The sequence below is a fragment of the Olsenella profusa F0195 genome, from assembly GCF_000468755.1.
GTDB classification, from domain to species: domain Bacteria; phylum Actinomycetota; class Coriobacteriia; order Coriobacteriales; family Atopobiaceae; genus Olsenella_F; species Olsenella_F profusa.
The window spans coordinates 117,862-143,882 of the sequence record NZ_AWEZ01000062.1 but is presented as its reverse complement, the minus strand read 5'-3'; the positions used below and the strand labels follow the sequence as shown (position 1 = coordinate 143,882).

Annotated in this window: 21 protein-coding genes and 1 tRNA gene; all 22 read left to right on the top strand. The window is 62.6% G+C overall.

The genetic code is table 11. The features are described from left to right. Positions 1–106: 106 nt before the first annotated feature. The 22 genes from HMPREF1316_RS10090 to HMPREF1316_RS09985 all read left to right on the top strand — a co-directional run bounded on the left by HMPREF1316_RS10090 (position 107) and on the right by HMPREF1316_RS09985 (position 25,966). Positions 107–394: a NifU family protein gene (locus HMPREF1316_RS10090; protein ID WP_021726919.1), complete on the top strand. Its 288-nt coding sequence runs from the start codon at positions 107–109 to the stop codon at positions 392–394. A gap of 96 nt (positions 395–490) precedes the next feature. After that, complete coding sequence (gene lgt / locus HMPREF1316_RS10085) at positions 491–1,318, top strand: prolipoprotein diacylglyceryl transferase (protein ID WP_040652233.1); 828 nt, start codon at positions 491–493, stop codon at positions 1,316–1,318. Positions 1,319–1,459: 141 nt separating this feature from the next. Beyond that, positions 1,460–3,556, top strand: coding sequence for a hypothetical protein (locus HMPREF1316_RS10080; RefSeq protein ID WP_021726872.1), 2,097 nt, complete (start codon positions 1,460–1,462; stop codon positions 3,554–3,556). 5 nt (positions 3,557–3,561) lie between these two features. Next, positions 3,562–4,308, top strand: a complete 747-nt coding sequence (locus HMPREF1316_RS10075) for a hypothetical protein (RefSeq protein ID WP_021726841.1) — start codon at positions 3,562–3,564, stop codon at positions 4,306–4,308. Positions 4,309–4,404: 96 nt separating this feature from the next. Then, complete coding sequence (locus tag HMPREF1316_RS10070; protein WP_021726800.1) at positions 4,405–5,271, top strand: SGNH/GDSL hydrolase family protein; 867 nt, start codon at positions 4,405–4,407, stop codon at positions 5,269–5,271. A 71-nt stretch (positions 5,272–5,342) separates the two neighbouring features. Further along, positions 5,343–6,263 (top strand): RNase adapter RapZ, encoded by a 921-nt coding sequence (gene rapZ / locus HMPREF1316_RS10065; protein ID WP_021726823.1) that lies wholly within the window; start codon positions 5,343–5,345, stop codon positions 6,261–6,263. Position 6,264: 1 nt separating this feature from the next. Beyond that, on the top strand, positions 6,265–7,206 hold the full coding sequence (gene whiA, locus HMPREF1316_RS10060) for a DNA-binding protein WhiA (protein WP_021726870.1): 942 nt from the start codon (positions 6,265–6,267) through the stop codon (positions 7,204–7,206). A gap of 211 nt (positions 7,207–7,417) precedes the next feature. Next, a complete protein-coding gene (gene gap, locus HMPREF1316_RS10055; RefSeq protein ID WP_021726801.1) occupies positions 7,418–8,443 on the top strand; it encodes a type I glyceraldehyde-3-phosphate dehydrogenase in 1,026 nt (341 codons plus the stop codon). A gap of 99 nt (positions 8,444–8,542) precedes the next feature. Beyond that, positions 8,543–9,733 (top strand): phosphoglycerate kinase, encoded by a 1,191-nt coding sequence (locus tag HMPREF1316_RS10050; RefSeq protein WP_021726824.1) that lies wholly within the window; start codon positions 8,543–8,545, stop codon positions 9,731–9,733. Further along, positions 9,726–10,490, top strand: a complete 765-nt coding sequence (gene tpiA, locus HMPREF1316_RS10045) for a triose-phosphate isomerase (protein WP_021726915.1) — start codon at positions 9,726–9,728, stop codon at positions 10,488–10,490. Before HMPREF1316_RS10050 ends, tpiA begins: the two co-directional genes overlap by 8 nt. A gap of 247 nt (positions 10,491–10,737) precedes the next feature. Next, positions 10,738–10,995 (top strand): preprotein translocase subunit SecG, encoded by a 258-nt coding sequence (secG, locus tag HMPREF1316_RS10040; protein WP_021726907.1) that lies wholly within the window; start codon positions 10,738–10,740, stop codon positions 10,993–10,995. 101 nt (positions 10,996–11,096) lie between these two features. Beyond that, positions 11,097–12,089 carry an ABC transporter permease gene (locus tag HMPREF1316_RS10035; RefSeq protein WP_021726810.1) on the top strand — a complete coding sequence of 331 codons (993 nt, stop codon included), beginning with the start codon at positions 11,097–11,099 and terminating at the stop codon, positions 12,087–12,089. A gap of 75 nt (positions 12,090–12,164) precedes the next feature. Beyond that, complete coding sequence (locus HMPREF1316_RS10030; protein ID WP_021726905.1) at positions 12,165–13,166, top strand: ABC transporter permease; 1,002 nt, start codon at positions 12,165–12,167, stop codon at positions 13,164–13,166. Between the two features lie 82 nt (positions 13,167–13,248). Beyond that, positions 13,249–15,300, top strand: a complete 2,052-nt coding sequence (locus HMPREF1316_RS10025; protein ID WP_021726785.1) for a dipeptide ABC transporter ATP-binding protein — start codon at positions 13,249–13,251, stop codon at positions 15,298–15,300. A gap of 129 nt (positions 15,301–15,429) precedes the next feature. Beyond that, the gene (gene pepF, locus HMPREF1316_RS10020; protein ID WP_021726793.1) at positions 15,430–17,250 is read left to right on the top strand and encodes an oligoendopeptidase F; all 1,821 of its coding nucleotides are present in this window, start codon (positions 15,430–15,432) and stop codon (positions 17,248–17,250) included. Between the two features lie 76 nt (positions 17,251–17,326). Beyond that, entirely contained in the window at positions 17,327–19,099 is a 1,773-nt protein-coding gene (locus HMPREF1316_RS10015; RefSeq protein WP_021726809.1) for an ABC transporter family substrate-binding protein, read from the top strand. 687 nt (positions 19,100–19,786) lie between these two features. Next, positions 19,787–21,412, top strand: coding sequence for a peptide ABC transporter substrate-binding protein (locus tag HMPREF1316_RS10010; RefSeq protein ID WP_021726795.1), 1,626 nt, complete (start codon positions 19,787–19,789; stop codon positions 21,410–21,412). A gap of 145 nt (positions 21,413–21,557) precedes the next feature. Next, positions 21,558–22,598 (top strand): ABC transporter permease, encoded by a 1,041-nt coding sequence (locus HMPREF1316_RS10005; protein ID WP_021726879.1) that lies wholly within the window; start codon positions 21,558–21,560, stop codon positions 22,596–22,598. Between the two features lie 9 nt (positions 22,599–22,607). Continuing rightward, a complete protein-coding gene (locus HMPREF1316_RS10000) occupies positions 22,608–23,573 on the top strand; it encodes an ABC transporter permease (protein WP_040652218.1) in 966 nt (321 codons plus the stop codon). After that, a complete protein-coding gene (locus HMPREF1316_RS09995) occupies positions 23,570–24,706 on the top strand; it encodes an ABC transporter ATP-binding protein (protein WP_040652124.1) in 1,137 nt (378 codons plus the stop codon). Before HMPREF1316_RS10000 ends, HMPREF1316_RS09995 begins: the two co-directional genes overlap by 4 nt. Before the next feature lies 1 nt (position 24,707). Next, on the top strand, positions 24,708–25,760 hold the full coding sequence (locus HMPREF1316_RS09990; protein ID WP_021726844.1) for an ABC transporter ATP-binding protein: 1,053 nt from the start codon (positions 24,708–24,710) through the stop codon (positions 25,758–25,760). A 115-nt stretch (positions 25,761–25,875) separates the two neighbouring features. Further along, positions 25,876–25,966: transfer RNA gene (locus HMPREF1316_RS09985), tRNA-Leu, on the top strand. Positions 25,967–26,021 lie beyond the last annotated feature (55 nt).

The following is a 26,021-nucleotide window of genomic DNA, read 5'->3' as shown; positions in this document are numbered from 1 at the left end:
GCAAACCCAACGTATCCAATCGTATGGGATGGGTAGACTGACGGCAATTGCAACCAACATGGTGGGGTAGTGAACCGACGTCCCACCTCGCGCGGAGAGGGTCACCATGGCAGAGAACGAGACGGGCGCGGATGCCCGGCAGGCCGAGCATCCCAAGGTCAACCGCGAGCTGTTGGAGGCGACCATTGGCGTGATTCGCCAGAGCCTCCAGGCGGACGGTGGGGACGTCGAGCTGGTGGCGCTTGACGAGGACACGGGTGTGGTCACGCTCGAGATGCAGGGGGCATGTGCCGGTTGCCCCATGTCTGCCTACGACATGAGCGAGGGCATCGAGCGTATTCTGCAGGAGCACGTCCCGGGCGTCACGCGTGTCGAGCCGGCCATGGCCTGGTAGGTCCACTCTTTGTGATAGGTGCGGCATACCTGGTAGCATGAAGGGCCCAGGATGGCGTCCTGGGCCATCCGTACGCTCAAGGCGAGAGGGCACCGCATGTGGCTTGACAAGCTCTATCACACGCTCAATCCCGTTGCCTTTCAGCTGGGGCCCCTCGCTGTCCGCTGGTACGGGATCGCCTACGTGGCGGGCTTCGTCGTCGCTGGCATCATCATCTGGCGCACGGCCCGCCGCTGGAAGCTCGACCTCTCCTCCGATGACGTCATGAGCGCCGTCATCGGCGTGGCCATCGGCATCATCGTCGGCGCACGCCTCGGTTACGTGCTCTTTTACGGGGCGGGATACTACCTTGCCAATCCCCTCAAGGCGCTTGCCTTCAACGAGGGTGGCATGAGCTTCCACGGTGGCCTGGCAGGAGGGCTTGTCGGGGGATCCATCGCATGCAGGGCCCTGCGCATCTCCATCCCCACCATGTGCGATCTCGCCGTCATTGGCGCGCCGTGGGGCCTCTTCTTCGGACGCTGCGCAAACTTCATCAACGGCGAGCTGTGGGGAAAGCCGACGGACCTGCCGTGGGGCGTCATGTTCTCTGACAGTGGCGGCGGCGCGGTGTATCGGCATCCGTCGCAGCTCTATGAGGCCATCCTCGAGGGCCTGGTGCTCTTTGCGGTGCTCTATGCGCTCTCGCGCAGGTACCCGCCACGTCCCCAGGGTACGTTCATGGGTGCCTTCCTCGTGCTGTATGGCTGCTTCAGGTTCCTCATCGAGTTCGTGCGCCTGCCGGACGCGCAGCTTGGGTACCTGCTGGGAACCAACTGGCTCACGATGGGGCAGTGCCTGTCCATGCCGCTTGTGCTGGTGGGCATGGGCATCTTGGCTGCCTCACGCAAACAGCGTCGGCCCCAGGAGGGCACGGTGGCATAGGCGCCTACGTATGTGATGAGTATATACAGTGACGATTCAGGTGCTATACTCTAGGCTGATAGCAAGATTGACCATGCATATGTGCATCCCTATGCCGTATGGGAAGCGGCCGCGTCGTTCCCGAGAGGAGGGGAGACGTCCATGATAAGGATGAGGCAGACACATCATGATGCCATGAGCGCAGGTCTTGTTACGGCCCTTTCCCTTGTTGTCACGCTCGAGGGCATGCCCACACCCGCCTTGGCCGCCACACCCACGGACGCCCCGAGCGCGCAGAGCGAGGCACCTTCCTCCCGGCAGTCCGGCACCGCCGACGCCGCGAGTGCCCCGGACGCGCGGGGCAGGGCCACCGCCCCAACAGAGAAGAAGGCTTCCGCCCCCACGGAGAAGAAGGCCTCCCCTACGTCTGGGCAGAAGGGCACGCCCTCCCCGCAGCCACAGCAGCCCCCTGCGACGAATGGGGCCGCTCAGATCAGTAAGAACGAGGAGACCGAGAAGGGCAACCAGGTACCGCAGACCAAGACCACGAGTGGCGACGCGACCGCTGCGGCCAATCGGGACGGCCAGGCCCAGGCCAAGCAACCCGTTTCGACGCAGACTAATCAGCATGCAGTCCCCACTCCTGCGGAAGCCGCCGCCCCCGGCGCGGTACGGCAGGATTCTCAGGCCCAGTCGGTGAGCGTTGGCGTCCGTACCGTGAACGAGCAGGGCAAGAGTGTCGAAGGTGCAGCCGTCTCGGTCAATGCCGGCGTGGAACACAGGCCTTCCAACGCAGCGGGAACGTATGACCTCACCCCGGGCGAGACCGTCACCGTTGTGGCGGACGCCCCGACCTATGCGCACGTCGAGCAGACCTTCGTCGTCAATGGGTCGCCCATTGCCATCACGATGCCAAAGAGCGAACAAGCCAGTGCGCCCCATACCTCCACCGGCGCACCTCGCCCTGGCGTGGGCGGCCAGAATCAGGCTGTGGTCGATCGCATGGCACAGGAGTTTGACACCTCCTATGATGACATCAATCTGTTGTCCTTTGCCCCCCAGTACAACGCTGGGGCCAGCGTGGTCGATGCCATCAAGCAGCGCCTTGCTGGTGATGCCCCCAAGGGGCTCACGGTCTCGGTGGCGTCCTCATCCGATGCGTCGGTCATTGCCGCCAACGGCACCCTTGGCAGAGACGCGACGTCCGAGGTCACGCCGTACGAGACCGCAGGTAGCTCTGAGTGCAGCTTCACGTTCTCCCTGGAGGGGGCACAGGCCACGACGAGCATGCATACCGTGCAGGTTGGCTATTGGAGCACGGCTGCCGACGGCAGGCGTGCCTCCCATGAGATGCAGGGGGACATCGCGCTGCCCAACAGCTTTCGAGCTGATGATGGGGTGCCGCTTGTCCCACCAACGACCGTACCCGACGACGCCTCGTTCACGTGGAGGCTCGTGAGTCCTGACTCCTCCTTCGCCCTCACGACGGATGCCGATGACGGCACTCAGATGTTGGTTGCCCATGGCCAGGACCATGCCACCTCTGCCCTGTTGGAGGCGGCGATGGTTCCCAGCAGGGTCGCAGACTATGACTTCTACTTCTATCCCATGAGGAGCTTTATGCTCAGGATGGGCGCAGACGCCCAGATTGCCGTGGTCGACGACCCGCTGCATCCCACCGCGGCCCCCCACCGCCTGCCTTCCAGGGCGCCTCGGCCCGGCAGGCCAATGGCACCCATGCTCGTGTCCGCGGTGGTGCCCGAACCAATCGTGCCCACAGTGACGCCGACATCGCCCACATCGGATGACGCCACCCCCGCATCCTCCGCCGCGACTCCCAGTGCCTCCACAGGCATCACGACGACCAAGGCGGCGTCCACGCCAGCGGCTGCCACGTGGGGTGCTGCGACTCCTGCCGGGGCCCGCGCCGCGGCGCACGCTTCTGGCACGAGTGCCCCAAGCGTACCCTCGTCTGCGTTCCCCTCCCTGTCCGCTCCATCGCCCGATGCCACGTCCGCCACCAATGTCGCTTCCCCCGCAAGCGATCCCGTGGTGCACGACCAGGGACTTTTGGGCGCCCTTCGAAGCACCGTCGTGACGGCTGCGTCTGCCTCGCAGAGGGGTGTGGGAGTATTGTCACCGGGCGCCCCTGCGGCGCCGCTGGTTCCCTTTGCGGGCGTCGCCATGGGTCTTGCCTGCATAACGGGGGCGATTGCCTCTCTCGCTCGCAGGGGCGCGAAGCCGAGGGCAAGGAAGTAACGGCGATGGCACGTGCGCTGTCCTCCGGCAAGCCCGCCCTCGCCAGGGGCGCGGGGCACATGACGCCCCTCTCCGTGGCGCTCACCGTGGCAGGCATCCTGATAATTGGTGTGAGCATGTGGTTTCTGCCTGCCTATCTCGAGGGTCAAGACCCCCTCTCGGCGCTGTTCGGGGGAGGGCCGTCTGGCCCCTCGGGATCGGCCGATGCCGAGGCGGTCGCGGCGGGCGCCAACCAGCGCCAGCGGTTCGCCTCCCTCTCGAAGGAGGACGTCATCCAGGCGCTGGCAGGCCTCTCCTACGGGGGAGAGGACCTTTCGCTTGTCATGGATGACGCGGGCGTGTACCTTGACGAGAACGGCATCTGGATCGAGCAGGTCTCGCTCGACTCCGCCCCCACCATGCTGGACGTTACGGCTCGTCGCACCGAGGCGCTTGCCGTCTGGGCCAAGGGGACGGGCCTCGACATCCCCCAGGTTACCTGGATCGTGGAGGATGGTGACGGCACCGTGCGCATGTCCGAGACCGTCTCGGCCCGCACCACGGCGGGGGAGCACACCACGGCGGGGCTGCTTGGCGCGACGTTGGGATACCAGATCTCTGGCGATGCCTACCAGAACCTGGGAGCGGTCTCGTTCTCGCAGGCGTATGGCGTCTCGCCCAAGCTGCCCGACGGGGCGAACGTCTCCGTCTCCAGCGAGACGACCTCGGCGGGCGAGCAGCTGCTTGAGGATCGTATGCATCACGGGCAGTAGGTGGTCTTCCCGCGCAGCGCCCATCCCACATGCCGAGCTGACCTTTGGCCCAAACTGCCGTATCCTTGTCCGCGTCGGACATGAGGGAGTGATGGCATGCGGCAGGATACCCATACCCATGCAAGCCAGAGGCCGCGGCGGGGCTCGTGGGTCTTCGTGCTCCCACTGGTCGCCCTTGCCGTGGTCGTGATCGTGGTGTCGCAATGGCTCGCCCCGCAGGAGATCCTGCCGTCCTCGCCCACCCCAGGGGAGGGCGAGGACGCCCCCGCCTCGGCACCGACTCAGGGCGATCCTCCCGATGCCGCCTCCCCCAAGAGTTCCCTTGCGCGCCTGTTTGATGCGGGGCAGATCAAGTCGGTACTGGTGGTGGGCGATTCCATCACGGCAGGCTACCTCTGTGAGGGGTATGACACAGCGCCCTCCACGGGTACGGTCGTGTACTCCGGCTCGCTGGGGACCTATACCGAAACGGGAGCCGACGTGCGCGTATGGACGAATGACTTTCGCGCCTGGGCCCTTGGCCATGGGGCGACGAGCTTTGTGAATGCGGGCGTCAATGGCTTCACGATGGCGGACCTTGCGCGTGAACCGGATGCCTGGCTGGGCAACGGTGCGGACGCCATCGTGGTGATGCTGGGTACCAACGACGCCTCCCTGCCGAGCGAGACGCCGGATGGCTTCGAGCGCGATGCGACCGCAGCCCTCTCGGCAACGGCAACGCGCTGCAAGCTCCTCGTGGTGGTCTCTCCTCCCGACAACGTCCTCGATGGGGGCATGAGCATGGGGGAGGTCGACCGCGTGCTCGACCGCGTGAGCGCACGGGCGGGATACGCGCACATATCGCTGCTTGATGCCCTCAGTCCGGGGACGGGCGACTTCAATGCGGATGGCGTGCACCCCACCAGTTTGGGATCCCAGAAGCTCTGGCTCGCCCTCAGCGAGCGCCTCGGCCTCTCGTCCTAGGCCCTCGTGTTGGGTAGAATGTCACTCACGTGGATGCGGACACGTCATGAGAGGGGAGCTGAACGGCACGTATGGGCACGTCAACCGTACGCATGAGACAGGCTGCCGCATCGGGTCGTGTGCCCGATGTGGTCATCATCACGGGCATGAGCGGCAGCGGCCGCACTCAGGCGCTCCACGTCTTCGAGGACATGGGCTACTACTGCATCGACAACCTCCCCCCGCGGCTCATCGTGGACCTTGCCAAGGTCGTGGGCATCAACTCGGGGGTCGGCCGCCACCTCGCCGTCACGTGTGACCTCAGGAGCCAGGGGCTCTTTGACGAGATGGGGGATGCCCTGCGCGCCCTCTCCGATCACGAGCTCACCTATCAGGTGGTCTTCCTGGACGCCTCCGACGACGTGCTCATGCGGCGCTATGACGAGACGCGTCGGCGCCACCCCCTCGCCATGGAGGGGGAGACCACCCTCTCGGCCATCCAGCGCGAGCGCAGACAGCTGGATGGTGTCCGCAGGCATGCGGATCTCGTCATCGACACCAGCCGCCTGCGCACGGCCGCACTGCGCAGCCGCATTCGTCGCGCCTATTCCGAGCTCACCGACCAGCAGCTGCTGGATGTGCACGTGTTCTCGTTTGGCTTCAAGCATGGCATGCCTGTGGAGGCCGATCTCATGGTTGACGTGCGCTTTCTGCCCAACCCGTTCTACGACCCCGAGATGCGCACGCTCACCGGCAATGATGCCAAGGTGCGTGACTTCGTGTTGGGCAACGATGTCACCAAGGCCTTCCTCAAGCAGTGGGAGGGTCTGCTCGACGTGGTGATGCCCGGTTACATCGCCGAGGGGAAGTCGCGGCTCTCCATTGCCGTGGGATGCACGGGGGGCCAGCATCGCTCCGTTGCCATCGCGAATGCGACGGGTGCCTACCTCAAGGGACAGGGCTATCACGTGACGGTCACGCATCGTGACCTCGACCTTGCGGTGCGGGCGTAGCGTGTCGTTCACGGCGCAGGTGAAGGACGAGCTCTCGCGCATCGACGGCGCATGCGACCAGTGTGCCTATGCCGAGCTGTCGGCCATCATGCGCGTGTGCGGCACGCTCTCGTTCCATGGTAACGGTCGCTACTCCATCCGCGTCTCCACCGAGACGGGTGCCGTCGCGCGTTCCATGATCAAGTTCGCCCACGAGCTCTTCGATCTCGAGACGCCGCTGACGGTGCGTCGGTCCAACCTGCACAAGTCGCGCAACTACCTCATCGAGATCCCCGAGCAGGCCCGGCTCGAGGAGGCGCTCGTGCGGCTGGGCATCATCGAGCCGGGATGCGGGCTTGCGCCGGGCATCCCCACCATGCTGCTGGAGAGGCCCTGCTGTCGCGCGGCGTTCCTGCGCGGTGCCTTCATGGCCGGTGGCTTCATCGCCGACCCCCGGGGGGACTTCCATCTGGAGGTCGCCCTCTCGGGCGAGGGGCTGGCGCATGGGGTCGCGCGGCTCATCGGCGAGCAGGGAATGGTCGCCCGCCTCAACCGCCGGCGCGGCTCGCTTGTGCTCTATCTCAAGAGCTTCGACGAGATCGTCCGCCTCCTGCGTGTGATGGGGGCGGAACGCTCCGCCACCGCCGTGGAGGGCGTGCGCCGCATGAAGTCGCTCAAGAACGACATCAACCGGCGGGTGAATGCCGAGATCGCCAACCAGGCGCGCTCGACGGGTGCCGCTGCCGACCAGCTCGCCCTCATCGACGAGGCGGAGCGACTGATCGGCATGCGCGCGCTGCCGCCGGCGCTTCGCGAGCTCTGCAGCATGCGGCGGGCGCATCCGGGCATATCCCTTGCCGCCCTGGGTGAGCTTTTCTCACCGCCCGTCTCAAAGCAGGCCCTCTATCATCGGGTGCTCCGCCTGCAGGCGCTCGTGGACGAGGCGCGCGCTCCGCGCCCATGAGGGCCTCGCCATCGCCTGGCACCATCCGGGACCCTACGCGCCCGTCCCCGCTGCCGGTGCGAGAGGATGGCGGTACTGATGGGCGCTCGCCTCGGGCACATGCCAAAGTCTGCACCGCACGGGTGGTCGAAACGCGTTATGATGGATGTGGGTTTTGTGACAGTGGTTCATCCGAGGATCGGCCCCGGAGGACTTTGCGAAAGGAGAAAGCATGGCAGTCAAGGTTGCTATCAATGGCTTCGGCCGCATCGGTCGCCTGGCGTTCCGTCAGATGTTCTCGCATGAGGGCACTGACATCGTTGCCATCAACGACCTCACCTCCCCCGAGATGCTCGCGTACCTTCTGAAGTACGACTCCACTCAGGGCAACTATGCGCGCGACCACAAGGTCGAGTTCGGCGAGGATAACATCGTCGTCGACGGCAAGAGGATCACCATCTATAAGGAGGCGGACGCCAGCAAGCTGCCCTGGGGCAAGCTCGGCGTGGACGTCGTCCTCGAGTGCACCGGCTTCTACACCTCCAAGGCCAAGTCCCAGGCACACATCGACGCCGGCGCCAAGAAGGTCGTCATCTCGGCCCCCGCGGGCAAGGATCTTCCCACCATCGTCTACAACGTCAACCACGAGACGCTGACCGCCGATGACAACATCATCTGCGCGGCCTCCTGCACCACCAACTGCCTCGCTCCCATGGCCAAGGGCCTCAACGACTTCGCTCCCATCGTCTCCGGCATCATGACCACCATCCACGCCTTCACCGGCGACCAGATGGTGCTCGATGGTCCCCAGCGCAAGGGCAACTTCCGTCGCTCCCGTGCCGCCTCCGAGAACATCGTTCCCAACACCACCGGTGCCGCCAAGGCCATCGGCCTCGTCCTTCCCGAGCTCAACGGCAAGCTGATCGGTGCCGCCCAGCGCGTTCCCACGCCCACCGGCTCCCTCACCAACCTCTATGCCGTCGTCGCCAAGACCGTCACCGTCGACGAGGTCAACGCGGCCATGAAGGCATACGCTCAGACCATCCCCGAGACCTTTGGCTACAACGAGGATCAGATCGTCTCCCGCGACATCGTCGGCGAGACCCATGGCTCCATCTTCGACGCCACCCAGACCCTGGTCCAGGACCTTGGGGGCGGCCAGAGCCTCGTGCAGGTCACCTCGTGGTACGACAATGAGAACTCCTACACCTCCCAGATGGTTCGTACCATCAAGTACTTCGAGAGGTTCGTTGCCTAGGCAGCGCAGTTCCTTTGCGTAACGAAGGGGTGCGGTCGCAGGTCCTTTGGCCGCGGCCGCGCCCCTTTCCCTGTTCTTGCCACAAGAGAAGGAGCGATCATGGCATTCACCAAGAAGACCGTTCGCGATGCCGACGTGGACGGCAGGCGCGTCCTCGTCCGCGTCGACTTCAATGTGCCGCTGAGGGATGGTGCCGTCGCCGATGACACGCGCATCCGTGCGGCCATCCCCACCATCACGTACCTCAAGGAGCACAACGCCCGGACCATCCTCATGAGCCATCTCGGCCGTCCCAAGGGCGATGGCCCCGAGCCCGAGCTCTCGCTCAGGCCCGCTGCCGACAAGCTCGCCGAGCTCACCGGCTTTGACGTCACGTTCGTCGATGACACCTATGGCGAGAAGGCCGCCGCGGCTGTCGCCGCCTTGCAGCCCGGTGGCATCCTCGTGCTCGAGAACGTCCGCTTCGACAAGCGCGAGAAGAAGAACGACCCCGAGATCGCGCAGCGTCTCGCCTCCTACGGTGACATCTTCGTGCTCGATGCCTTCGGCACCGCGCACCGCGCCCAGGGTTCCGTCGTTGGCCCCGCCGCCTACCTGCCCGCCTACGCCGGCTTCCTGCTCGAGAAGGAGGTCGACACCCTCACGTCGATCTTCGCCGATCCCGCACGTCCCTTCGTCGCCATCGTGGGCGGCTCCAAGGTCTCCAGCAAGATCGGCGTGCTCGACCACCTCATCGACTCCGCGGACACGCTGATCATCGGTGGCGGCATGGCCTACACGTTCTTCCTGGCCAAGGGCTACAGCGTGGGCAGCTCCCTCAAGGAGGAGGACTGGGTAGAGCGCGCAGGCGAGATGATCAGGAAGGCGGAGGCCAAGGGCTGCAAGATCCTGCTGCCCATCGACAACGTGGTCGCCGACCACTTCGGCGAGGACGCCACGGGCGAGGTCGTGGACTCCGATCAGATTCCCGATGACCGCATGGGCATGGACATCGGCCCCAAGACCGTCGAGCTGTACTGTGAGGCCGTCAAGGGCGCCAAGACCGTCTTCTGGAACGGTCCCATGGGCGTCTTCGAGATGGATCAGTTCGCCAAGGGCACCGAGGCCGTCGCCCGCGCGATAGCGGACTCCGACTGCACGTCCATCATCGGCGGCGGCGACTCCGTTGCCGCCATCAACAAGTTTGGCCTGGCCAACAAGATGAGCTGGATCTCCACCGGCGGCGGTGCGTCCATGGAGCTCGTCGAGGGCAAGGCCCTTCCCGGAGTGGAGGCGCTTCTCGATGCGTAACCGTATGATTGCCGGCAACTGGAAGATGAACGAGACCTTCTCCGAGGGCGTCGTCCTTGCCGAGGGGCTGGCCAAGGAGCTCGAGGGCGGTACGGGCAGCGTGGACGTGGTCGTGTGCCCGCCCGCCGTCGACCTCAAGGGCGTCTCCGAGGTCATCGATCAGAAGGGTGCCCCCTTCGCGCTGGGCGCCCAGAACGTGTACTGGGAGGAGAAGGGCGCCTACACCGGCGAGACCGCTCCCTCCATGCTCACGAGCGTTGGCGCCACCTACTGCATCATCGGCCACTCCGAGCGCCGTGGCTACTTCGGCGAGACGGACGAGGACGTCAACAGGAAGGCCAAGGCCCTGATGGCCCACGGCATCGTCCCCATCAGCTGCTGCGGCGAGTCCCTCGAGGTGCGTGAGGCCGGTAGGCAGGTCGAGTTCGTGGTCGACCAGATCAAGAAGGACACCGCGGGCCTCACGATCGACGACTCCGCCAAGTACGTCGTGGCCTACGAGCCCATCTGGGCCATCGGCACCGGCAAGACCGCCACGGCCGACGATGCCCAGGAGGTCTGTGGCGCCATCCGCAGGACCCTGGCCGAGGTGTTCGGTCAGGAGACGGCCGACGGCATCCGCATCCTGTACGGTGGCTCCGCCAAGCCCGACAACGTGGCCGGCTTCCTCGAGAGGGAGGACGTCGACGGCGCCCTCGTGGGCGGTGCGTCGCTCAAGGCTGACAGCTTTGCCGCCATGGTGAAGGCTGCCATGTAGCGGGGCTCCCCGCCTCCCTGGGGGCGCAGCGGCTCCGGTCGCTGCGCCTCTCTCATGCGCGGTGCGGGTCATCATGCGGTGCTCATGGGCGCCATGTCCTAGGCACCCGGCTGGGACGGGGAATCATGGTCTTACGGAGATATGCCCGCTCGGCAAGAGGACGCCCTGCGGGGTGTGATACTCTCATACACCATTATGTTCTCGTCCTTTGGGATGATTCCCAACGTGCTGGCAAGAAGGAGCTACGGTGAGCGTTCTCAACACGATGCTGGTTGTCGTCATGTTCGTGTCGGCATTCCTGTCCGTCATCCTCATCCTCATGCATTCGGGCAAGGGCACGGGCGTGTCCGACATGATCGCCGCCTCGCTGTACAACGCGAGCGCGGGCTCGGGCATCCTCGAGCACAACCTCAACCGCCTGACCATCATCACCACGGTCGTCTTCGTGGTGTGCGTGCTCACCCTGGCGATCACCTTCCCCAACGGAACCATCGCGGCCGCGTAGCTCCGACCCATCCCGCTTTGCTCGGGGCGGGTCCGTTGTGTCTGTCAGCCAAAGCACTACGCGGTCTGTGTGCCTGGCGCACAAGTTTGTGAGGAGTGTCTATGGCGCGGTTCCTTGCCTACATCGCCAAGAGGGTCTTCCTGTACATCATCATGGTCTTCGTGGCCACGTCGTTCACCTACTTCCTGGCCAACGCGTTCATGAGCCCGCGCTCCAACTACGAGTCCAAAACGCCGCGCCCTCCCCAGGAGTCCATCGAGCGATCGCTCGACCAGGCAAACCTCAATGATAAGACACCAATTATGGAGCGCTACCAGAAGTGGCTCACGAGTGTGGTCACCAGGTTCGACTGGGGGGAGGCGCCCAATGGTGATGCCGTCAATCGCGACATCTCCGCACGCATCATGGCCTCGGTCGAGCTGATGACGCTCTCCACCATCATCTCCATCGTCATTGGCGTGGGCTTGGGCGTCTACACGGCACAGCGACAATATCAGACGGCCGACCGGGCCTGGAGCGGCATCGCCTCCGTCTTCATGGTCATTCCCACGGTCGTGCTGGCAATCCTGATCGTCTTTTTCGCCATCGAAATCAACACGGCATCGGGGACCAGGATCTTCTATGTCACAGGCCTTTCGAGCTACACCGGCAACAACGTTCTCCTCTCCTTCGTCGACTTTCTCCAGCACATCCTATTGCCCACCGTTGTGCTCACCATCATCACGTCGGTTGGCTATCACCTGAGACAGCGCACGTACCTGCTTGACGAGATGCATACGGACTACGTGCGCACGGCCCGTGCCAAGGGGCTTACGCGCCGCCAGGCCATTCGCAAGCATGCCCTGCGCGCCTCGCTCATCCCCACGGCTGTCGACGTGGCCTTCTCCATCGCCGGCATCTTCACGGGCGCTGTCATGACCGAGAAGATCTTTGCCATCCACGGCATGGGCGAGTACTTCATCAACTGCATCAATGGCAACAACATCCATGGCGCCGTCGCCGTTGCCGCCTTCTCTGGCGCATGCACGCTCGTCGGTGCCCTCCTCGCGGATCTCTTTGCGGCCGCGCTCGATCCGCGCATCAAGATGAGCTAAGGAGAGATGATGGCAGACAGGGATCATATGCCCCGGGACGCAGAGGGGAATGGGCGGGGTAGGGGTGTCACCACTGTGGCCGATTCCACCCAGATGACCAATGCCGAGCTCGAACTGCTGGCAGATGCCCAGGGAGGCTCGGGTGTCGAGGTCAAGCGCATCGGCTACTTCCAGCTCATCGTCAGGCGCTTCGTGCGTCAGCGCAGCGCCATGATTGGCTTGGCCATCCTGGTCGTCCTCATCCTGATGGCCGTCTTTGGCCCCCTGATCTGCCGCTTCGACTACACGGATCCCGACTTTTCGGCACTCAACGTGCCACCCAATGCAACGCACTGGTTCGGCACCGATGGCGGTGGCTTTGACCTCTTTGCCTGCGTCACGCATGGCTTGGGACGCTCGCTCGTCATTGGCATCTCCTATGCCCTCATCACTACGGTGCTCTCTGCCATCATCGGCACGGCCATCGCGTACGCCCGAGGCGTGCCGGAGAAGATTGGCATGTGGTTTCTCGACATGCTGCTCGTCATCCCCAGCTTCCTGCTGGTCGCCATGATCGTGCGTGCCTCCAGCGGCACCACGGGCTGGCTGATACTCATCGTGGGTCTCTCGGCCTTTGGCTGGATTGGCTACGCCCGTACGCTGCGCACCGTGGCGCTCTCGCTGCGTGAGCGCGACTATGTGCGTGCCGCCAAGTATATGGGCGTCTCACCCATCACGACCATCATTCGCCACCTCATCCCCAACCTGGGATCCATCCTGATCATCGACATGGTTCTCTGCGTCATTGGTGGCATCAACTCCGAGACGGCCTATAGCTTCCTTGGCCTGGGCATCAAGGCGCCGGACACCTCGCTCGGCTATCTGCTGAGCCAGGGCTCCTCGGCCATGCTGTCCGCTCCGTGGGTCATCCTGATTCCGTCGGTCGTGCTGATCGTCCTCTGCGTGAGCATGCAGATGATCGGTGACGGCCTGCGCGACGCCCTCGATCCCTATTCGCGTGCGACGGGTAGCGTGAGCGATGACGACACCAAGTCGGTCGAGACTGTTGTGGACGTACAGGCAACGGCCAAGGCATAGGGCGACTCTCAGCGGGGGATGTTCGCGGCACATGCACCAGGCTGCACGGAACGGGTACGGCTACCACAGTAACGGAGTGACTATGGCCGAGAAGGCAACAGGTGAGGTCATGACGGACGATAGGGCATCGTGGCCCCCTCATGACGAGACGCTCGAGAACGAGCTGCTTGAGGGCAATGGACCCAAGGGCGCGCCCCAGGGCGAGCCCATCATGAGCGTGCGCGACCTCAGGGTCTCGTTCAATACCGAGGCGGGTAGGGTCGACGCTGTCCGCGGTGTCAACTTTGACCTCTGGCGCGGCCGCACGCTGGGCATCGTGGGCGAGTCCGGCTCAGGCAAGTCCGTCACGGCGCTCTCGCTCATTGGACTCCTGGACGACAACGCCCACGTCACGGGTTCCGTCAGGTTCGATGGCGAGGAGCTCATCGGTAAGAGCGACGAGGAGATGGCCGCCTTCCGGGGCAAGTCCATCTCCATGGTCTTCCAGGATCCCCTGTCCGCCCTGACGCCCATGTTCACGATCGGCGAGCAGCTGGCCGAGGCGTTGCTTGTCCATAACCCTGACATGAGTCGCGAGGATGTGCGCAACCGCTGCATCGCATTGCTGCGTACCGTGGGCATCACCACGCCCGAGGAGCGTCTTGAAGCCTATCCGCACGAGTTCTCGGGTGGCATGCGCCAGCGGGTGGTCATCGCCATCGCCATTGCCAACGATCCCGATGTCATCATCGCTGACGAGCCCACGACGGCCCTTGACGTCACCACCCAGGCGCAGATCCTCGACGTGCTGGCCGTCGCCCAGAGGGAGACGGGTGCCGCCGTCGTGCTCATCACGCATGACCTTGGCGTCATCGCCGGCACGGCCGATGATGTCGTGGTCATGTATGCCGGTCGTGCCGTGGAGCGCGCAAGCATCGACACGCTCTATGACAGACCCTCCCATCCCTACACGATGGGCCTGCTCGGTGCCGTGCCCAAGCCGCACATGGCCGCTGACCATCGTCTCGTCCCCATCAAGGGGAACCCTCCCTCGATGGCCGCGATCCCTCCCGGCTGCCCCTTCTCGCCGCGTTGCCCCATGGCACAGGAGAGGTGCTTCCAGGTCGAGCCGTCCCTTGGGCCTGCGGATGCCTCCGAGGGACATCTCTCCAGCTGCCATCGCCTTGCGGAGATCAAGGAGAGGCACCTCACGTTCCAGGAGGTGTATCCCGGGCTCGAGCCATTACCTGCCAAGTGGGCAGAGGTCCCGCGCGAGCGGCGACCCGTGGTGCTTGAGGTCAGGGATCTGGTGAAGACGTTTCCCATCCAGACCAAGGGCCTCATCAAGCGCAACAAGGGCACCATGACGGCCGTGGATCATGTCTCATTCGAGATTCACGAGGGTGAGACCTTGGCGCTCGTGGGCGAGTCTGGCTCTGGCAAGTCCACGACGCTCATGCAGATCATGGAACTCATGAGGCCCGAGAGCGGTACCATCTCCGTCATGGGCAGGGACATCTCCGCGCTCAAGGGCAAGCATGACCGCAACGCGATTCGCCGCGATCTGCAGATCATCTTCCAAGATCCCATGAGTTCGCTTGATCCGCGCATGCCGATCTACGACGTGCTGGCAGAGCCCCTGCGTGCCCAGCGCTGGTCCGAGAGGGACATCAACTCCCGCATCGGCGAGCTCATGCATCTCGTGGGCATCAATCCCGACTACGTGGATCGCTTCCCCACGCAGTTCTCCGGTGGCCAGCGCCAGCGCATCGCCATCGGTCGTGCCCTGGCGACGCGCCCCAAGGTGCTGCTGCTCGACGAGCCCATCGCCTCGCTTGACGTCTCCATCCAGGCGGGCATCATCAACCTTCTCGAGGATCTGCAGGTGCAGCTCAAGGTGTCGTATCTCTTCGTGGCGCACGACCTGGCGGTCATCCGCCACATCTCCGACTCTGTCGCCGTCATGCATCTGGGCAAGATCGTGGAGCAGGGTGACACGGAGGAGGTCTTCTCCAACCCGCAGGATCCCTACACCAAGGCGCTGCTCTCTGCCATTCCCATCCCCGATCCCAAGATCGAGCGCACGCGCGAGCGTCTCGTCTACCAGGACGGCAAGCTTGTGCCGGCAACGTCGCTGTTGCCTACGGGCAAGTGATGGAACGTCCAGGTGCTGTCACTCTGTGGAGTCCGCATCAGGTGGGCTCCACTTTTGTCTCGAACGGTACCATCTGGTTGTTGTTCGTGCACTTCATTCGCCTCTGTCGACCATCAGAAAGGAAGGCTCATGAAAAAGAGCGATTTTCCCACCTATCAGCATCGGGAGGACATCCCCGAGAGGTACACGTGGGACATTGCCTCCGTCTTTGCTAGCGTGGAGGACTGTGTCAAGGCCATCACGGACGCCCAGGGCTTGCCCGAGGCCTACGCCGCCTGGGAATCCAAGGCGCTCCATAGCGCCCAGGAACTCCTGGGGTATCTGCGCTTTGATGACGAGGCCGAGCTTACCTTGGATCGCATAGGCGAGTATGTGTTTCGTCGTGCCGACGAGGACCATACCATAAGTAGGTTCCAGGATCTCAAGAGCCAGGTGGTGGCCCTGTCCGCGCGTACCTCTGCGGCTGCCGCATGGTTCGAGCCCGCCCTGATGGCGCTTGATGACGCGACGCTTGAGGGCTGGTATCAGGAGCTTCCCGCACTTGCAAAGTACCGTCGCGCCCTCGACAAGGTCCGTGCCCTGCGTGACCACGTGCTGCCGCCTGCCGAGGAGGCCCTGCTGGCCAAGGCTCAGGAGATGGCCGCCGGTCCCGGCCAGGTGTTCTCCATGCTCAACGATGCCGACCTCACCTTCCCCGATGCCATCGACTCCCAGGGCAAGGCGCACCATGTGACGCATGGCAGCTATGGCGTGCTGCTGCAGGACAAGGATCGTACCCTGCGCGAGAGCGCCTATCACAGCGTGTACGGAACCTATGACAAGATCAAGAACACGAGCGCTGCCGTCTTGGGGTCGCAGATGAAGCAGCTGGCGTTCTTTGCCGATGCCCGCCACTACGGCTCCTCGCTTGAGGCATCCCTTGCCCCTACCGAGATTCCCCTGTCGGTCTACGATGGCCTCATCGATGCCGTTCACCAGAACGCCCCCACCATGCATCGCTACATGAGCCTGCGGGCTAGGGCGCTGGGCCTCTCACCCGCGCGCTATTGGGACGTCTATGTGCCCATCGTGGACACGCCGGAGCGCTGCTACAGCTTTGAGGAGGCGTGTGACCTCATGCTCGATGCGTTGGCGCCCTTGGGGGAGGACTATGTCGCCCAGGTACGCAAGGCCATCGACGAGCGTTGGTATGACGTCTACGAGACGCCTGGCAAGGCCAGTGGCGCCTACTCCTCGGGCGGTCGTGGCGTGAGGCCCCTCATCCTCCTCAACTTCCAGGGTGCGCTTGAGGACGTCTTCACCCTGGTGCACGAGACGGGCCACTCCATGCACACCTTCCTCACCAACAGGGCGCAGCCCACGCGCTATGCCGCATATGAGATGTTCGTGGCGGAGGTGGCCTCCACGACCAACGAGATGCTCCTCATGCACCACCTGTTCGATCACGCCACGGACGATGCCATGCGCGCCTTCCTGCTCGACCACCTGTGCAACCAGTTCAAGAGCACGCTGTATCGCCAGACGATGTTCGCCGAGTTCGAGCGCGATGCCAATGGGGCCTCCGCGAAGGGCGAGGGCACGGGTGCCGATGCCCTCTCCGAGCGCTATCGTGCGCTCAACGACCTCTATTACGGTCCAGCGAATGTCTCGGACGGGGAGATAGCGCTCGAATGGTCGCGCATCCCGCACTTCTACTACAACTACTACGTCTACGTATATGCGACGAGCTTTGCCGCGGCGGTTGCGCTCTCGGAACGCATCCTCAGGGAGGGGGAGCCCGCACGCAAGCGTTACCTCGAATTCCTTTCGAGCGGCAACTCCAGGCCTCCCATCGACCTCCTTGCCGGGGCTGGCGTGGACATGGCCTCGGGTGTTGCCGTCAGTGAGGCGCTTGCCTCCTTTGCCCAGACGGTCGAGCGGCTCGAACGGCTTCTTGCATTGACCGATTAGGCACTGTGTGTGCGTACGTGCATCAGATAATTCGTATACTTAACTCTGCATCAAAAAATCCAAAGGGAGGATAACCATGGCACATTCATTCACGCGTAGGACGTTCCTCGGTACCGCTGGTGTGGCCACCGCCACGGTTGCCGGCCTGGGGCTGGCTGGCTGTGGTGGCAGTGACGGTAACGGCGGCTCGTCGGATGCGGAGCCCCAGTCGGGATCTCCGGCTACGACCGATCTCGACAAGCTTCCGCTTCCCGAAAAGGGCAAGGTCTACAACAACCCCCAGGATCGTGACAAGCTCAAGGATGGCGGCACTGTGACGTTCCCTGTAGCTGAGGTGGGTCCCGACTTCAACTACTTCAGCGTCAACGGCAACTCTGTCTATATGAATTGGTTCTGGCGCTTCTATAATCCGGCAGCAATTCCCTTCCTCTGCAATGCCACGGCAAGCGAGTTCAAACCCGATCCTAACTTCATCGAGTCCTCTTCCGTCACGGAGGATAGTGACAAGGAGGTTGTGACCATTGATATTGCCGAAAAGGCAACATTTAATGACGGAACGCCCATCGACTGGCGTGCCGTCGAGGCCCTCTGGACGGTGATGAATGGTACGAACTCCGACTACACTCCCTCTTCGACCGATGGTTGGAATCAGGTCGAGAGCGTAAAAAGAGGTGAGAACGACAAGCAGGCCATCATCACCTTCTCCCAGCCCTACTATCCGTACGAGGCCCTTGTGGGCTTCCTGCATCCCAGTGCTGCCAGTCCCGAGGTCTTTAACGATGGTTGGAAGATGAATCCCCATAACGAGTGGGGTTGTGGTCCCTTCATCGTAGATTCCGTGGATGAGACCCAAATCACCTTCGTGCGTAACTCCGAATGGTGGGGCGACGCTGCCAAGCTTGAGTCGGTCACCTTCAAACAGATGGAGGCCCAGGCAGAGTTCAATGCCTTCAAGAACGGTGAACTCGACGCAACCGAACTTGGACAGAGTGGCACAGGCGAGATGCTCTCCAACTTCCAGGGCATGGACGATGTCGAGATCCGTCGTTCCGACAGCAAGTCCATTGCGTGCCTGGAGGTCAACACCGAGCGCGACTCCCTCTCAGATATCGAGGTGCGGAGAGCCTTCATGCAGTGCATCAACGCCGAGACCATCTTGGGCATCGTGTATCAGGGAGTGAACTGGAAGGAGGATCGCCTAGGTTCCCTTTGCATCCTTCCGTGGATGGATGGCTACGAGGACAATCTACCCGAAGACGTATCGGCCAATACCACCGCTGAGGCTCAGACTGCCGCGGCCAAGAAGACTTTTGAGGATGCCGGCTACGAACTGGATTCGGACGGCTATTATGTCAAGGAGGGCAAGCAGGTCGCCTTTAGCTTTACGGCCATTGGTGACTCCAACGTCGTCAAGAACCGTGCCGCCGCCATCCAGAAGATGGCTAAGGATGCGGGAATGAACGTCACCATTGTGAACAAGCCCAGCTCTGAGTTCTCAAAGACGCTTACGGGTGGCGAGTGGGACACTATCCTCTTTGCCTGGAGTTCCGGCAGCGCGACCTATAACAACGGTGGACAGCTCTTCGGCTCTACCTCAGAGTCGAACTACACCCATGCTGGCAGTGCGGAGCTCGATGCCAAGTTCCTCGCGGTGACGGGCATCGAGGATCATGGGGAGCAGATGAAGGCCTTCAACGAGGCAGAGAGGGAGGCTCTTGCATCCTATGCGTTCATCCCCCTGTATAGTGGCGCGGACACCATCGTCTGCAAGAAGGGGCTTGCCAACTGGGGACCGGCCCTGCTGTTGGACATCGTTGCCGAGAATGTCGGATGGGAGAAGGAACAGTAAGTCAACAGAGTCGCCGCGATGGCGTGATGGTTGTGTTATCGCTCCACCTGTGGCACATGAAGGTCAGAGTGAGTGAATCGGCAGACACACTAGCTGAGTTGCTAGTGGCTGACTGGAGGGTCAAGCGGATGCGAGTCCCGCCACTGGCGCCATGCATCGTCGGGGGCCTCCTGCGGGAGGCCCCCTTCCAATCGCCTCGCGGCCGTGGGGGTCCTGTCCCGTTTCGGACGCCTTTCGCCATGCGGTCAGTCACACCGAGCTGTTGGTGGCAATCGGCCCGCATCCGAAGGCGAAGAGGGGGTGGATGCGTCCTCCACGAGCACGGCCTCCCTGTGCCCCTCCAGTTTGTCCACTGCGGCCTTGGGCTCTCACCAACTGCAGGCGATCGAGCGGGTGGACGTACCCCGATTCGTAGGCGGCTCGATGGTGTAGAGCGACTCCAGCATCCCAGCTCGGCCTCGGCGGGGCGCATGCGGGTAGGTTTGGGAGCAAGACCCGAGTGTCCGGATGGGCCTGTGGATGAACCTAGTATACTCATGCGTTACAACCACGCAACAAGCGACCACCGCAAGGCGATACCATGCCCATTGTTCCTTAAAATAACCAGTATGTAAGGTGGCGGAGCGATTCATGTGGTGTCGTGGCGGTGTCAGGTTGGAGCGGTTCCCGTCAACAGAGGAGGAGAGCATGAAAAACGATCATGTGGTGAGTCGTCGCGGCTTCATTGGGGGAGGGCTTGCCGCTAGTGCCCTTGCCACCCTGGCCGCCTGCGGCAAGAGGGACGGCAGCACGGGCCAAGGCAAGAAGGGCGGCACGCTCAAGTACTACATCAACAATCCCGTTGCCATCGACCCCTACAACACGCAGGAGGATCAGGGCACACAGGTCGAGCACATCCTCTTCGACGCGCTGGTCGGCTACGACTGGAGCAAGCACGAGGTCGTGGGCAAGGCCGCCGAGTCCTGGGAGGTCAATGACGATGACACCGTCTTCACCTTCCATCTCGTCAAGGGGGCCACGTTCCACAACGGTGATGCCGTCGATGCGGCCTCCTTCAAGCGCGGTTGGGAGCGCATCGTCAACCCAAAGATGGCTACCCCATCTGAGATCAACTACCATCTTGCTCCCGTCAAGGGATACGACGAGTTTCTCAAGGGCACGGCAACCGAGATGGAGGGCCTCAAGGCCGTGGATGACACCACGTTCGAGGTGACCCTAAGCTCGTCCATGGCCGACTTCCTTACGGTGTGCACGCATTCCGCATTGGCGCCCGTGCCCCAGGCTGCCCTCGACGACCCCGAGTCCTTCCTGGTGGCCCCCATTGGCAATGGCCCCTTCAAGATGGATGGCCAGTGGGTGGCCGACCAATACATCAACGTCGTGCGCTTCGATGACTATTATGGCGAGAAGGCCAAGCTCGACGGTATCAACTTCTCCATCCAGAAGGATCCCGACACGGCCTTCCGCGAGTTCGAGGGCGGCAATATCGACATGGCGCAGATCCCCACCGGTCGCTTCAACGAGACCATCGAGAAGTACGGCAAGTCGGATGACGGCTACACCGTGACGCCGGGCCACCAGACCCTGACGGGCGCCGAGCTGTCCGTCTACTACCTCGCCATCAACATCGAGAAGATGCCTGACAAGAACCTGCGTCATGCCGTCTCGCTGGCCATCGATAGGCAGAGCATCTGTGACACGCTCTTCGAGGGCACACGCATCCCAGCCGACAGCGTCATCCCCACGGTGCTCGATCCCGACGGCAGCAACGCCTGGGCGGACTGCAGGTACGACAAGGATGCGGCCCAGAAGCTCATTGACGACAACGGCCTTGCCGGTACCGAGGTGACTCTCTCCTATAACTCGGGTGGTGGCCATGAGGACATCATGTCCATGGTGCAGAGCGATCTTGAGGCCGTGGGGCTGAAGGTTCAGCAAGAGTCCCAGGAGTGGGCCTCCTATCTGCAAAAGCTCAAGGGCGGCGACTTTACGATGGGACGTCTCGGCTGGATTGCCGACTATCCCACGATCGACAACATGCTCTACCCCAACTTCTACAGCACCGCTGACAACAACTACTCCAAGTATAAGGATGACGAGGTGGACCAGGGCATCGATGATGCCCGACAGATTGCTGACGAGGAGGAGCGCAAGGCCAAGCTCCGCGAGGTCAATCAGCTCATCGGCGAGGACATGCCCATCGTCCCCCTGATGTTCTACGCCCACAACTGGGTGGGTAGCGAGCGAGTCGAGAGCCTCTATCTCGACCCTCAGAACAAGGTGGACTTCGCCACGACGACGCTCAAGGCGTAGCCTCACGGCGCAGGCCATCCCAAGACAGCAGAGGTCGGGAGCGGGTATCAGGTTAGGTGCCCGCCCCCGTTCATATGGGTTCGTCCCAGGCAAGACGTGCCTTCGTCCCTGTCAGGGGCAGACCCAACCAAGGAGAGTCCCCTTCATGGGTAGATACATCGCAAAGCGCATCCTGCAGTTCATTCCCGTCTTTTTGGGTGTGACGCTCATCCTGTTCCTGATGCAGAACGTCGTTCCCGGCGATCCCATCAAGCTCATCGCGGGCGAAAAGCAGCTTGACCAGGTGACCGAGAACAACCTGCGTGCCACCTATCACCTCATCGAGACCGACGGAGATGGCAACATCGTCTATGACGAGACAGGGCATACCATCGAGACCCCTCTCTGGAAGCGTTATGTGCTGTATGTCGGTGGTCTGCTCCACGGCGATCTGGGCGTCTCCTATCAGCAGTCGGGTAGACCCGTTGCCGACATCCTTGCCGAGAAGTATCCCTATACCATCCGTTTGGCCATCGTGGCCATTCTGATAGAGGCGGTGATAGGCATCCTTGCCGGGATGGTCTCGGCCATCAAGAGATACTCGTTCTGGGACGTCCTGGTGACTCTCTCGACGTCCATCCTCGTGGCCATGCCGGCATTCTGGTTGGGCATGCTCCTGCAGCTCCTTTTCGGCATTGTGCTCAAGAATGCCACGGGAGGATCGGCCTATCTGCCCATCTCTGGGGCGGGTGGACCATATGCCGAGTTCAGCAGTGGCATGTACTACATCCTTCCAGCCATTACGCTCGCATCGGTCTCGACGGCGTATACGGCGCGTATCATGCGTTCCCAGTTGCTGGAGATCATGAACCAGGATTACATTCGCACGGCTCGCGCCAAGGGCCTCTCTCGTCATGCGGTCATTCTTCATCATGCCCTGAAGAACGCCCTCATTCCCGTCGTGACCTACATCGGCATTGACTTCGGCACCATGCTTGCCGGCGCCATCCTTACCGAGACGGTCTTCAACTGGCCCGGAGTGGGATACGAGACCTATCGTGCCATCACGCAGCGCGACTGGCCCATCGTGCTTGGGTCCGTGACGGTCATTGTCCTGGTGGTTATGGTCATCAACCTCGTCGTCGACATCAGCTATGCCTTCCTTGATCCACGTATCAGATATGGCAAGTCCAAGGACCAGGGGTAGGTGGGACGCATGAGGAAGACCTTTCAGACCATCAGGAAGGGCGAGCCCGTGGGCATTGAGACGCCGGAGGATCAGCGCAGTGCCGCACCTCCCGAGGGCACCCAAGCGGTCTCGGCGGCACCCTCCCGCACGCTCTGGGGTGACGCCTTCGCACGTCTCCGCAGGAATCGGCTTGCCATTGCCGCTGTCGTGTGGGTCGTCTTCATCGTCATCGTGGCCCTCACCGCCGACCTCTGGGTTCCCCAGGCACTTGGTAGTCCCACGGCCCAGCTCTATGACGCTCGCCTGCCTATGAGCGCCCAGCATCCCTTTGGCACCGACCAGGTTGGACGTGACGTGCTCTCGCGCGTCATCTATGGTGCGCGCATCTCCCTGGCCGTCGGCATCCTGGCAACGGCGATTTCCACGGCCATCGGCCTGGTGATGGGTGCGCTTGCGGCCTACCATGGTGGTATATGGGACACCATAATCATGCGCCTTGCCGACATCTTCCTGGCATTCCCCTATACGCTCTTCGTGATCGTGATGCTGGCGGTGTTGGGGTCCGGCATCCAAAACGTGTTCATTGCCATCGGCGTTCTGGGATGGCCCTCCATCGCTCGCGTGTTCCGCTCGGCGATTCTCTCGGTCAAGGAGAACGATTACGTGGATGCCGCACGTTCCATGGGCGCATCGGATGCGCGCATCATCGTGCGACACATCTTCCCCAACTCCGTCGCATCCATTGTGGTCTATGCCACGATGAACATCGGTGGCGCCATTCTCACCGAGGCGGCGCTCTCGTTTCTGGGCATGGGCGTCGTCCCACCCGACCCCTCCTGGGGAATCCTCATTGAGGATGGACAGAAGTTCCTTGCGACACAACCATGGCTCATGATCATGCCGGGCCTTGCGATCTTGCTGACCGTCCTTGCGTTCACGCTCCTTGGTGACGGTCTGCGCGATGCCCTCGACGTCAAGATGAAGGATGCATGATGCTATTCAGAAGGAAGAAGGACGTCACCTATAGGGATCTCAAGGAGCAGCCGGTTCCTGACGGACGGCATCTGCTTGAGGTTGACGATCTCAGGATGTACTTTCACACGCAGGATGGTGTCGTAAAGGCCGTCAATGGTGTCTCGTATACGCTTGACAGGGGGGAGACGCTGGGAGTTGTCGGGGAGTCTGGCTCGGGCAAGTCCGTCACATCCCTTACCATCATGGGCCTAGTTGACATGCCACCGGGGCGCATCGAGGGCGGAGATGTCCGCTATCACGGTGAGTCCCTGCTCAAGATGGGCGAGGAGCAGATGGAGCACATCCGTGGCAACGACATCGCGATGATCTTCCAGGATCCGATGACCTCCCTCAATCCGGTCTATACCATAGGGCGCCAGCTCAGCGAGGGCATGATCCTCCATCGTGGGTACAGCAAGAGGCAGGCGCTCCAGCGTTCCATCGAGCTTCTTGACATGGTGGGCATCCCCAATCCCGAGCAGCGCGTGAGGGACTACCCCCATGAGTTTTCTGGTGGCATGCGTCAGCGCGTCATGATTGCCATGGCGCTTGCCTGCGATCCCGACATCCTCATTGCCGACGAGCCCACCACCGCCCTTGACGTCACGATCCAGGCGCAGATCATCGAGCTCATGCAACAGATGCAGAGTCAGAACGGCAACGCCATCATCATGATCACGCACGACCTCGGTGTCGTCGCTGACGTGGCGGACAAGATCATGGTCATGTACGCGGGGCAGCCCGTCGAATTCGGCACGGCAGACGAGATCTTCTATGCATCGATGCACCCCTATACCTGGGGTCTCACACGCTCCATCCCTGATCCCATCATGGATGCCAAGCATGCGCTCACGCCCATCAAGGGCAATCCGCCCTCATTGGTGAGCGTACCTGCAGGCTGTGTGTTTGCGCCACGCTGCCCCTATGCGACCGATCTCTGTAGGGCGAAGGAGCCCGAGCTCTATGTAGGCGAGACAGGCCACTATTCCCGCTGCCACTACTCGCATGATGCCGCGTTCGTTGCGAGGAATGCGCCGCACACCTCGCGGTCGAAGGACGGTGACGGCGCCGCGTCTGTGGGCGCCTCGAACGGGGAAGGAGGCGAGGCATAGGATGTCACGTACCGAGCACAGGGAGGCTCGCACCGAGCGGAGGCCTCTGCTACGGGTCGAGCACCTCACCAAGGAGTTTCCCATCGAGTCCGGCGTGATCGCCTCCAAGCGTAGAGATGCGAAGAGGGTCCACGCCGTCGAGGACGTGAGCTTTGACATCTATCCAGGTGAGACCTTCGGTCTTGTTGGCGAATCCGGCTGTGGCAAGTCCACGACCGGGCGGTCCATCATGCGCCTGACGACCCCTACGTCCGGGAGGGTCCTCTTCGATGGCAAGGACATTGCCAAGATGAGCAGGTCCGAGTTCAAAGCGATGCATCGTGACATCCAGTATATCTTCCAGGACCCTTACGCATCGTTGAACCCACGCATGACCATCGGGGAGATCATCTCCGAACCACTGCTGATTCATGGGATCCTGCCCGATCGGGCGAAGCGCACGAAGTATGTGCGAGATCTTCTGGATATCGTTGGCCTGAATCCCGAGCACATCAACCGCTATCCCCATGAGTTCTCCGGTGGTCAGCGCCAGCGTGTGGGCATCGCTCGCGCCTTTGCCGTGCATCCGAAGCTCATCATCTGCGACGAGCCGGTCTCGGCGCTCGATGTCTCCATCCAAGCCCAGGTCCTGAACCTGCTTTCCGACCTGCAGAGGGAGTACGAGACGGCATACCTCTTCATTGCGCATGACCTTTCGGTGGTGCAGCATAGCTCCGATCGTGTGGCTGTCATGTACCTGGGACACCTCATGGAGTGCTCCGGTTGGAAGTCCCTCTATGTGGAACCCTGCCACCCCTACACGCAATCGCTGCTCTCTGCGGTGCCCGTCCCCGATCCTGACGTCCAGCACAAGCGTAAGCGCATCATCCTTGCCGGTGACGTGCCTTCGCCCATTGACCCGCCCTCAGGCTGTCCGTTTCATACGCGCTGTCCCATCGCACGGGAGCGTTGCTCCGAGGAGGTCCCTGCCTTGCGCGAGATCAGGCAGGGACACTTCTGCGCATGCCACTTTGCGGAGCCCCATCCCATCAAGGGGGCCTCTGTCAGGCTGTAGGCTGTCAGCTTGCTTTCTGCTGCGTGACCGGGATGTCGCATGGGTCGCAGGGTCCATCTTTTTCCATTGCCATGAGTCAAGGGCTGTGTTATCGTTCTTCCTGCACCATATGAATGTCGGAGTGGCGGAATTGGCAGACGCGCTAGCTTGAGGTGCTAGTGACTGACTAAAAGGTCGTGCGGGTTCAAGTCCCGCCTCCGACACCACGCATGATCAGGGGGCCTCCTTCGGGAGGCCCCCTCCTTGTGTGACCGGAGTCAG

Excerpts from the sequence above, each read along its gene's own strand:
- HMPREF1316_RS10090 (WP_021726919.1), top strand. The coding sequence starts at position 107 with ATGGCAGAGAACGAGACGGGCGCGGATGCCCGGCAGGCCGAGCATCCC.
- lgt (WP_040652233.1), top strand. The coding sequence starts at position 491 with ATGTGGCTTGACAAGCTCTATCACACGCTCAATCCCGTTGCCTTTCAG.
- HMPREF1316_RS10080 (WP_021726872.1), top strand. The coding sequence starts at position 1,460 with ATGATAAGGATGAGGCAGACACATCATGATGCCATGAGCGCAGGTCTT.
- HMPREF1316_RS10075 (WP_021726841.1), top strand. The coding sequence starts at position 3,562 with ATGGCACGTGCGCTGTCCTCCGGCAAGCCCGCCCTCGCCAGGGGCGCG.
- HMPREF1316_RS10070 (WP_021726800.1), top strand. The coding sequence starts at position 4,405 with ATGCGGCAGGATACCCATACCCATGCAAGCCAGAGGCCGCGGCGGGGC.
- rapZ (WP_021726823.1), top strand. The coding sequence starts at position 5,343 with ATGGGCACGTCAACCGTACGCATGAGACAGGCTGCCGCATCGGGTCGT.
- gap (WP_021726801.1), top strand. The coding sequence starts at position 7,418 with ATGGCAGTCAAGGTTGCTATCAATGGCTTCGGCCGCATCGGTCGCCTG.
- HMPREF1316_RS10050 (WP_021726824.1), top strand. The coding sequence starts at position 8,543 with ATGGCATTCACCAAGAAGACCGTTCGCGATGCCGACGTGGACGGCAGG.
- tpiA (WP_021726915.1), top strand. The coding sequence starts at position 9,726 with ATGCGTAACCGTATGATTGCCGGCAACTGGAAGATGAACGAGACCTTC.
- HMPREF1316_RS10035 (WP_021726810.1), top strand. The coding sequence starts at position 11,097 with ATGGCGCGGTTCCTTGCCTACATCGCCAAGAGGGTCTTCCTGTACATC.
- HMPREF1316_RS10025 (WP_021726785.1), top strand. The coding sequence starts at position 13,249 with ATGGCCGAGAAGGCAACAGGTGAGGTCATGACGGACGATAGGGCATCG.
- pepF (WP_021726793.1), top strand. The coding sequence starts at position 15,430 with ATGAAAAAGAGCGATTTTCCCACCTATCAGCATCGGGAGGACATCCCC.
- HMPREF1316_RS10015 (WP_021726809.1), top strand. The coding sequence starts at position 17,327 with ATGGCACATTCATTCACGCGTAGGACGTTCCTCGGTACCGCTGGTGTG.
- HMPREF1316_RS10010 (WP_021726795.1), top strand. The coding sequence starts at position 19,787 with ATGAAAAACGATCATGTGGTGAGTCGTCGCGGCTTCATTGGGGGAGGG.
- HMPREF1316_RS10005 (WP_021726879.1), top strand. The coding sequence starts at position 21,558 with ATGGGTAGATACATCGCAAAGCGCATCCTGCAGTTCATTCCCGTCTTT.
- HMPREF1316_RS10000 (WP_040652218.1), top strand. The coding sequence starts at position 22,608 with ATGAGGAAGACCTTTCAGACCATCAGGAAGGGCGAGCCCGTGGGCATT.
- HMPREF1316_RS09995 (WP_040652124.1), top strand. The coding sequence starts at position 23,570 with ATGATGCTATTCAGAAGGAAGAAGGACGTCACCTATAGGGATCTCAAG.
- HMPREF1316_RS09990 (WP_021726844.1), top strand. The coding sequence starts at position 24,708 with ATGTCACGTACCGAGCACAGGGAGGCTCGCACCGAGCGGAGGCCTCTG.